Origin of the sequence: Mesorhizobium sp. M7A.F.Ca.CA.002.15.2.1, assembly GCF_003998715.1 — a bacterium.
GTDB classification, from domain to species: Bacteria; Pseudomonadota; Alphaproteobacteria; order Rhizobiales; family Rhizobiaceae; genus Mesorhizobium; species Mesorhizobium ciceri.
Window position 1 is genome coordinate 1 of the sequence record NZ_RZPI01000172.1, and the last position, 8,857, is coordinate 8,857.

Below are 8,857 nucleotides of genomic sequence, written 5' to 3' on the forward strand. Positions count from 1 at the left end.
ACATCGGCCGGCACGCGGCCGGGGTAGGGCGCCAGAAGCGCTTTCTCCCTGTCGTCGGCCGGATGGCCGAGCGCGGAAAGCTCGGAATTCTGCCAGTAACTCATCGTGCGCGTGTATTTGCCGCCGAACAGGTTCTTGTTGGCCCATTCGAAGTCGTAGAGCATGCCGAGCGCGCGCCGCACGACCGGGTTGGCGAATTTCGGCAACCGCGTGTTGAACAGGAAACCGGTCACCACCGGCGGAATGCCGGTGTCGAAGGTTTCGGCGATCACGTCCCCCTTGTGGAAGGCCGGAAAATCGAGATCGCGCTCGCGCTTCACCGGATCGCTGTCGTCATCGATGGCGCAGAGGCCTTTCTTGAACGCTTCGAGCTTGGCGTTGGCGTTGAGGAAATACTCGATGGTGATCTGGTCGTAATTGTCGAAACCGCGCTTGGCGGGGACATCCTTGCCCCAATAGTCCGGGTTGCGCTTGAAGACGATGCGCTGGCCTGGCTGCACCTGCGCGATCGTATACGGACCGCTGCCGATCACCGGCTTGAGCGTCGTCCTGTCGAAAGTCTCCTTGTCGAAGGCGTGCTTCGGGATGATCGGGGTCAGCGCGATGATCAGCGGGAATTCGCGATCGGCCTTGTCGTTGAAGGTGAAGCGCACGCTGTGGTCGCCGGTCTTTTCGAGCTTGGCGACCCTGGCCATGCGGTCGCTGTAAGGCGGGCGGCCTTTGTCGGTGTAGACATCATAACTGAACAGCACGTCCTCCGGCGTCACCGGCTGACCGTCCGACCATTTGGCCCTCGGATTGAGATGGAACTCGATGCTCTTGCGCTCCGGATCCATGTCGGCGCTTTCGGCCAACAAACCGTAGAGCGTGAAAGCCTCGTCGGCATTGCGCTGCATCAACGGCTCGAAGACCAGATTGCCGAAGATCGTATCCATCATGCCGCGCGCCGTGGTGCGCAGGCTCTTGAGGATGAAAGGGTTGAGATTGTCGAAGCTGCCGACGACGCAATAGGTGATCGAGCCACCCTTCGGCGCGTCGGGATTGACGTAGTTGAAATGCGTATAGTCGGGCGGCAGCGCCGGCTCGCCCTGCATGGCGATGGCGTGCTTCGGCTCCGATGCGGCCGGCTGATGCGAAAGGGCGAGAAACGATATCGCGGTGATCAGCCAAACAAGAACGCGGCCCATGACCGTCTCCTTACTGGGCGGCTTGATGATTCGGACTGCACCCTAGCATGGCGCCACCGCGCTCCGGCCAGATACATCAGCCCAAATCGCACGGCCCAAATCGCACGGCCAAGAATCGCAGGCGCCGGGCTGGATTCGGCCTCGCTTGCAGTGTAACACGCCCTCCGAAGTCATTCTGTTGCCTCATTTCGGCAACAGGTAGCTGGACCACACGGCACGAAGAAGCCGGTCCCGGGATCATTTGAGAGGAAGTGCACGACATGACGAGCCTGAACAGCAACGCGTACCGCCTGTCGGTCATGGCCGCTGGCGTGGTCGGCTTTCTCGGCGCAGGGCTTCCCGCCGCTTCCGCACAGCAGCAGCAGCAGATTCCGCAAGGCTGGTTCAAGGCCTGCACCAAGCAGGAAGATGTCGACATCTGCAACGTCCAGAACATCACCACTGCCGGCAATGGCCAGCTGGTCACCGGCGTCAGCCTGATCGAGCTCAAGGGCAAGGTGAACCGCAAGGTGTTCCAGGTGACGGTTCCGACCGGCCGTCTGGTGCCTCCCGGCATCGGCCTGCAGATCGACACCGGCAAGGCGCAGAAGCTCGACTATGTGATCTGCTTCCCGGATCGTTGCGTGGCCGAAGTGCCGCTGACCGATCAGCTCGTCGCGGCATTCAAGAAAGGCCAGGCGATCACGCTGACTTCGGTCAATTTCCAGAATCAGCCCAATCCGATCAAGATCGCCCTGCAGGGCTTCAGCGGCGCCTATGACGGCCCGGCGCTGCAGCAGTCGGACATCGAGGACAGGCAGAAGAAGCTTCAGGACTTCGTCGCCAAGAACAACCAGGATTTCGCCAAGAAGCTCAAGGAAGAGCAGGACAAGGCGAAGACCGCCAACTGATCGGCCGATATCGCCGAGCCAACAAAAAAGCGGGGTTCATGCCCCGCTTTTTTGTGACTGTCTTCCAGCAGGCTAATGCCTGGACTGCCGCTTCTGTTGGTAGCCGCCGTCCGGCTTCTTGTCGAACATTTCCTTGATCTGCGGATGCCGGACCGGCTCGCCCGACTGGTCCTCGAGCAGGTTCTGCTCGGAGACGTAGGCGATGTATTCGGTCTCCGAATTCTCGGCGAGCAGATGGTAGAAAGGCTGATCCTTGCGCGGCCGCACGTCGGCGGGGATGGCTTCGTACCATTCGTCGGTGTTGGCGAATTGCGGATCGACATCGAAAATGATGCCCCTGAATGGAAACAGCCGGTGGCGAACCACCTGTCCGATTGCGAATTTGGCTGTTTTCATCGTACTCACCACTGAGTTCCTTGAGCTTATTTGGCGCAGACCGCGCATCAATTCAATCCCGAGGCGCTTGACGCCCTATTAAGCAACGGGTTAGCCCGGCGCCAGGGTTTCGGACCAGCATAAAAATGTCTGACGTCATCGGTCTTGTTCTTCCGTTCTTCGGCTTGATTTTTGTCGGGTTTCTGGTGGCGCGCATCACCAGGCAGCCGCTGGACGCGCTCGGCTGGATGAACACGTTCATCGTCTATGTCGCGCTGCCGGCACTTTTCTTTCAACTGCTTGCCAAGACGCCGTTCGAAGACCTGACGGAATGGCGCTTCATCTTCGGCTCGGTCGTCTCGACCTTCATGATATTTTCCTTGATGTTCATGGGGTCGGTCCTGACCTCGCGCGGCGAGATAGCGCAATCGACCATCAAGGCGCTCGCGGCCGCCTATGGCAATATCGGCTATATGGGGCCGGGGCTGGCGCTGCTGGCCTTCGGCGAGGAGGCGGCTGTGCCGGTCGCCTTGATCTTCTGTTTCGAGAACATCATGCATTTCGCCATCGCGCCCATGATGATGGCGCTGTCTGGCGACGAGAAGACCACTCCTCTCCGGCTTGCCCTGGGCGTCCTGCGCAAGATCGTGCTGCATCCGTTCATCATCGCAACCGCCCTGGGTGTCGGCGCCGCCTATATCGGCTTTCGACCGCCCGTGCCGGTGGAGCGATTTCTAGAATATCTTTCCCGTGCGGCCGCACCTTGCGCGCTGTTTGCCATGGGCGTCACGCTGGCGCTCAGGCCACTCAATCGCGTCCCGCATGAGATGGTTCCGATCGCCGCGCTGAAGCTGATCCTGCACCCGTTGCTCTGTTATGTCGTGCTGAGCTGGATCGGCAATTTCTCTGAGACATGGGTCTTCTCGGCGGTGCTTCTGGCCGCATTGCCGACCGCCACGAACGTCTTCGTCATCGCCCAGCAGTATGGCGTCTGGGTACAGCGAGCGTCGGCCAGTGTGCTGATCACAACCTGCCTGTCGGTCGTGACCGTTACCGGGCTGCTCTACCTGATCCGGCACAATATCCTAGCGCCGGACCTGTTTCCCTAACCCGCCGGCAAGCGCGGCAAAACCGCTGCCGGGACGAAGCCCCTCGCGCATGAAAAAAGCCCGAAGCGGCGCGAAGCCTCCGAGCACGCCGAGCCCGGCAACGCGGGCCATCTGCGCCGGCAGCATGTCGGAAAGCAGCGACATGTTGAGCAGGTTGACCGCGCTGCTGCGCGCCAGAATGTCGGGGCGGCGCTTGAAATCGTAGGCTGCAAGCGCCTTGGCTGCGCCCGGATCGGATCGATTTTCACAAGCGATTCCAATTAGATCGTCGACGTCTCTGATGCCGAGGTTGAGGCCTTGCGCACCGATCGGCGGAAACACATGGGCGGCTTCGCCGACCAGCGCCACCCGATCCCTTGCGAAACGAAGCGGCGTCACCGCCGATAGCGGGTAGATCTGCCGGCCCGGCTCGACAGCCACCCGGCCCAGCATCGACTGCATCTGCTGTTCGACCCGCTGAGAAAGTGTCGCATCGTCCAGCGCGGCGAGCTCGGTCGCGGTCTCGGGCTTGACCACCCAGACCAGGCTGGAGCGATTGCCGGGCAGCGGGACCTGCGTGAACGGACCGGTCTCGGTGTGGAATTCCGTCGAGGTGAAGGCGTGATCGCCGCTATGGCCGAAATTGAGGACGAGAGCTGCCTGCGGATAGGAGCGGGCCGAGGTCGAGATGCCGGCCGCCTGGCGCGCCGGTGACAAGCGTCCGTCAGCGGCGACCGCCAGCGATGCGTCAACCGAGCTGCCGTCGGCGAGGCCGGCACGAACATGCTCGGCATCGAGATGCCAGTTCGCCACCATCGACCTCAGCCAGTCGATGCCGGCGCGCGCGGCAACGGCGCTGGCGAGTGCCGGGGTGAGGACGCTGTTGGGAAGATTCAGCCCGAATTCATCCTCGTCGATCTCGCTGGCGCGGAAGGTGACGACCGGGCTGCGGATCAGCCGGCTGGTGGCATCGACGATGCGCATCACCTTCAAAGGCGCCGCCTTGGATACGACGGCTTCGAGCACGCCGAGCCGGTCGAGCACTTTCAAGGCAGGGTTCATCAGGGCCGTCGTGCGACCATCGGGGGCGGTGGCCTCCGGCCCGACCAGTGTCACCGGGAAACCTTCGGCGGCAAAACCCAGTGCCGCGATCAGCCCTGCCGGCCCCGTGCCGGCAACCAGTATCCGCGCAGTTTGCTGATGCTCCAAGATCGGCTTCCGGCTTGCAATGCGAGGCGGTCCACCCGACCTGCCGTTCGATCAGCATATAGGTCAGATCATGCCGCTTGATCAACGCGGCGATTCGGCCCATTCGGATGTCATGACCGGCCAGCAGGACGACTTCAGCCATCTCGACCGCGCCGGCCGCGCCATGGCCGGCATCGCGCGCAATCCCCGGGTTACGGTAAACGTCGTTGTCGGCGCTTGCATCCTGCTTGCATGGCTGTCTCTTGCGGCGATGGCAATCCGCGGGGCTGAAACAGGGATTGCGGGCGTCGGCGCCCCTGGCGACACGATCCTTCGCAGCCTGCCGCAACTGCCGCTGCCCGATTTCCTGGAACGGTTCTTTGTGCTGTGCCTCTCACCGGTGCCTTTGGACGCAGGTCTCGGCTTGCGGGCCGGCGCGCTCGTTTCGATGTGGTTCCTGATGGCGATCGCGACGATGCTGCCTTCGGCGGCGCCGATGATACGCACCTATTGCGAGATCGCTGACACGGCACGCATCAAGGGCGAACCGGTCGTTCACCCGCTGCTGCTGGTCGCCGGCTATCTCAGCGTCTGGCTCGCCGCTTCAATTGTGTTCGCGGCGCTGACCTTGGCCGTCCATGCATTCGCTTCGTCAGCCGGGATTCTCGATCCGGTCGTCGGCATTGCCGGTGCGCTCGCTCTGCTGATTGCCGGCCTCTACCAGTTCAGCGGCCTGAAGGAAGCTTGCCTGAAGAAATGCAGGAACCCGTTCTCGATCCTTTTCGCGAGCTGGAGCGCAAGGCCCCTTAACATCTTTCGGCTCGGTGCCGCGCAAGGTCTGTGGTGTCTGGGCTGCTGCTGGGCCTTGATGCTGGTGATGTTCGCCGTGGGCGTCATGAACGTTTTCTGGATGGCGTTGATCGGCCTGTTCACCCTGATCGAAAAACAAACGGCCAGCAGGGTTCCAACCCGGCTGGCCGGTGCGATACTGCTTGTCTGGGCAGCCGCGCTGCTAGTAGTCTCGCTGTGAGTGGGGGAAAATCGATGGCAGACCAGAGCTGGGCGATGAAGGGAGAGCTCGTACTCTCCTGCAATTGCACGGTTTTTTGCCCTTGCGTGCTCTCGCTTGGCAATCATCCGCCGACCGAAGGCTATTGCCAGACATGGGCCGGGTTTCGCATCGATGCCGGCCATTTCGGTGAGGTCGATCTGTCCGGGCTCAATCTTGGGCTGATCATGGAAATCCCAGGCTATATGAGCCGCGGCAACTGGACCGCGGGCCTGTTCATCGACAGCCGCGCCTCTGTCTATGCGGTCAAGGCGCTGACAAAGATCTTCACGGGCAAGGCAGGTGGAACCACATCGCTGCTCTCAATCCTCGTCGGCAAATTCCTCGGTGTCGAGCAGGTGCCGATCACCTATGAGACGCGTGACAAAACGCGTATCTTCCAGATACCCAGGATTATCGACGGAGCGGTCACACCCTTCCAAGGCAAGGACCGTGACAAGGATACGGTGATCAGCAATTCGGAATACTGGATCGCGCCCGAGATCATCGTGGCCAGGTCCGACAAGAGCAAGGTGCGGGCTTTTGGCCGCAACTGGAATTTCGCCGGCCGTTCGGCCGAAATCTGCAAGCTGGATTGGCGGGGCCCGTGAGCAAGAACACAACGGCCAGGAATTTGGCAGCACGAAAAGCCGCCAAAAAGATCACGGACCGGATTCCGCGCCCGAAGAAGAAGGTCACCTGGCCGCAGGCGAGGGCGTTCTCCGTCCACCTTTTGACCGCCTCGGGGTCGTTCCTGGCCTTCCTGTCGCTCGTGGCGGCAAGTGAAGAGCGCTGGACCGCAATGTTCTGGTGGCTCGGGCTGGCCCTGTTCGTCGACGGCATCGATGGGCCGATCGCCAGAAAACTCGAGGTCAAGGAGATCCTGCCGACATGGTCGGGCGAACTGCTCGACAACATCATCGACTACGTGACCTACGTGCTGATCCCGGCCTTCGCGCTCTATCAGCGCGGCTTCATGGGCGAGGGCCTGTCATTCCTGTCGGCGGCGATCATCGTCGTTTCCAGCGCCATCTACTATGCCGACACCGGCATGAAGACGAAGGAGAATTTCTTCAAGGGATTCCCGGTGGTCTGGAACATGGTGGTGTTCACCCTGTTCGTCATCGAGCCCGGACAATGGGTTTCGTTCGCGGTGGTGGTGGTGGCCGGCGTCCTGACTTTCGTGCCGATCAACTTCATCCACCCGGTGCGGGTGGTGCGGCTGCGGCGCATCAACCTTGGGATGACCCTGTTGTGGTGCGCTTTCGGCGCGCTTGCCCTGGCCCAAGCGGCGCTCGCCGCCTTCTACGATCAGATCGGCGTGCTGGGCGAGCAGGTCAGCACCTTCACCAAGATCGGCATCACCATCACCGGGCTTTATCTTGCCTGCATCGGTGGCATCATGCAGTTCTTTCCCAATCTCGGTGCCAAAAAGGCCTGATCGGCCACTCCCACAGGGAGCCTGGCCCCACAAGCCTAGCCCACAGGAAGCCTAGCAATGTCCAAAGCGATCCGCATTCATGCCAATGGCGGCCCGGAAGTTCTGACCTATGAGGACGCTGATCCCGGCCAGCCGGGATCCGGGCAGATCCTGGTCCGGCACACCGCGATCGGCCTCAATTTCATCGATGTCTACCATCGCTCCGGTCTCTATCCGCCACCCGGCGGCTTCCCGCTCGTGCCAGGCAGCGAAGCCGCCGGCGTGGTGCTGGAGGTCGGCCATGGCGTCGACTGGCTGAATCCGGGCGATCGCATCGCCTATGCCGTGACGACGGGGGCTTACGCGCAAGAACGCGTCATCGATGCCAGCCGCGTCGTCAAGGTTCCGGATGGCATCAGCGACGAACAGGCCGCAGCGATGATGCTGAAGGGCATGACCGCGGAATATCTGCTGCGCCGGACGTTCAAGGTGAAGGCCGGCGACACGATCCTGTTCCATGCCGCTGCAGGCGGCGTCGGCCTGATCCTCGGCCAATGGGCAAAACATCTCGGCGCCACCGTCATCGGCACCGCCAGCTCGTCCGACAAGATCGAGCTCGCCAGGGCGCATGGTTTCGATCACGTCATCAACTACAAGGAACAGGATTTCGTCGCCGGCGTCGCCGCCATCACCGGCGGCAAGAAATGCGATGTCGTCTACGATTCGGTCGGCAACGACACGTTTCCGGCTTCGCTCGACTGCCTGCGGCCGCTCGGCATGTTCGTCAGCTTTGGCCAGTCCTCGGGACCTATACCGCCGTTCAGCATGTCGTTGCTGGCACAGAAGGGCTCGTTGTTCGCAACAAGGCCGACACTGTTCGTCTACAACGCAAAACGCGAGGACCTCGACGCTTCTGCTGCCGCCCTGTTCGAGGTCGTGCTCAGCGGCGCGGTCGAGATCCGGATCAACCAGCGCTACGCGCTGAAGGACGCCGGCAAGGCGCATTCCGACCTCGAGGGCCGCAGGACCACAGGGACGACCATTCTCATCCCTTAGTTCGTTCTGCCTTGCTATCCCTTGAATTTCCGCTGAAATTCTTGAAGCTCTTTCAAGACGTGTGCCGCTTTCCGATGAGAGCCGGCCGCGCCTACCATGCCTGCGGGAACACAGAACATGTCTGGCTAACCAGATGGGAGGCACTGTGAGTGCAAATCAGGACGGCACGAACCTGCTTGAGGTGCGTGGCCTCACCAAGATATTCGGCACGCTGACGGCGTGCGATCATATCGATCTCGACATCGCCAGGGGTGAGATCCACGCCTTGCTCGGCGAAAACGGCGCCGGCAAGTCGACGCTGGTCAAGATGCTTTTCGGCTCGCTGGAGCCCAATGCCGGCGAGATCTTCTGGAACGGTCAGGCCGTCAGGATTTCCAGCCCGGGCGTCGCGAAAAAGCTCGGCATCGGCATGGTGTTCCAGCATTTTTCGCTGTTCGAGGCGCTGACCGCGGCCGAAAACATCGCGCTGTCGCTGGACGACGGCTCGCCGATCAGCAGCATCGCTGCGAAGGCGAGGGCGCTTTCCTTCAGCTATGGCCTGCCGCTCGATCCTGAATCGCTGGTCGGCGACCTGTCGGTGGGCGAGCGCCAGCGCATCGAAATCA

General features: G+C 61.7%; 10 protein-coding genes. 7 read left to right on the forward strand and 3 right to left on the reverse strand.

Going from position 1 to position 8,857, the window contains the following annotated elements; all coding sequences use genetic code 11:
- On the reverse strand, positions 1-1,187 hold a 1,187-nt coding region (locus ENZ74_RS12415; RefSeq protein WP_164761013.1), incomplete at its 3' end, for an extracellular solute-binding protein.
- 260 nt (positions 1,188-1,447) lie between these two features.
- Between ENZ74_RS12415 and ENZ74_RS12420 the strand changes: the two genes are divergently transcribed.
- Positions 1,448-2,077 carry an invasion associated locus B family protein gene (locus ENZ74_RS12420; RefSeq protein ID WP_013531658.1) on the forward strand — a complete coding sequence of 210 codons (630 nt, stop codon included), beginning with the start codon at positions 1,448-1,450 and terminating at the stop codon, positions 2,075-2,077.
- Between the two features lie 72 nt (positions 2,078-2,149).
- Here ENZ74_RS12420 and hspQ read toward each other — a convergent pair whose 3' ends face one another.
- Positions 2,150-2,473 carry a heat shock protein HspQ gene (gene hspQ, locus ENZ74_RS12425; protein ID WP_024503281.1) on the reverse strand — a complete coding sequence of 108 codons (324 nt, stop codon included), beginning with the start codon at positions 2,471-2,473 and terminating at the stop codon, positions 2,150-2,152.
- A 125-nt stretch (positions 2,474-2,598) separates the two neighbouring features.
- Here hspQ and ENZ74_RS12430 point away from each other — a divergent pair, with 125 nt between their 5' ends.
- Positions 2,599-3,561 (forward strand): AEC family transporter, encoded by a 963-nt coding sequence (locus tag ENZ74_RS12430; RefSeq protein WP_063168002.1) that lies wholly within the window; start codon positions 2,599-2,601, stop codon positions 3,559-3,561.
- Here the strand turns inward: ENZ74_RS12430 and ENZ74_RS12435 are convergent.
- Positions 3,538-4,749 carry a UbiH/UbiF family hydroxylase gene (locus ENZ74_RS12435; RefSeq protein ID WP_063168003.1) on the reverse strand — a complete coding sequence of 404 codons (1,212 nt, stop codon included), beginning with the start codon at positions 4,747-4,749 and terminating at the stop codon, positions 3,538-3,540. The genes ENZ74_RS12430 and ENZ74_RS12435 overlap by 24 nt on opposite strands.
- Before the next feature lie 70 nt (positions 4,750-4,819).
- Here ENZ74_RS12435 and ENZ74_RS12440 point away from each other — a divergent pair, with 70 nt between their 5' ends.
- The 5 genes from ENZ74_RS12440 to ENZ74_RS12460 form a co-directional block, all read left to right on the forward strand.
- Positions 4,820-5,758: a DUF2182 domain-containing protein gene (locus tag ENZ74_RS12440; protein WP_082826671.1), complete on the forward strand. Its 939-nt coding sequence runs from the start codon at positions 4,820-4,822 to the stop codon at positions 5,756-5,758.
- A gap of 14 nt (positions 5,759-5,772) precedes the next feature.
- A complete protein-coding gene (locus ENZ74_RS12445) occupies positions 5,773-6,387 on the forward strand; it encodes a DUF1326 domain-containing protein (RefSeq protein ID WP_063168004.1) in 615 nt (204 codons plus the stop codon).
- Between the two features lie 23 nt (positions 6,388-6,410).
- A complete protein-coding gene (pcsA, locus tag ENZ74_RS12450; RefSeq protein ID WP_024503276.1) occupies positions 6,411-7,217 on the forward strand; it encodes a phosphatidylcholine synthase in 807 nt (268 codons plus the stop codon).
- 57 nt (positions 7,218-7,274) lie between these two features.
- Positions 7,275-8,252, forward strand: a complete 978-nt coding sequence (locus ENZ74_RS12455) for a quinone oxidoreductase (RefSeq protein WP_063168005.1) — start codon at positions 7,275-7,277, stop codon at positions 8,250-8,252.
- 133 nt (positions 8,253-8,385) lie between these two features.
- A partial coding sequence (locus tag ENZ74_RS12460) for an ATP-binding cassette domain-containing protein (protein WP_164761014.1) occupies positions 8,386-8,857 on the forward strand: 472 nt, incomplete at its 3' end.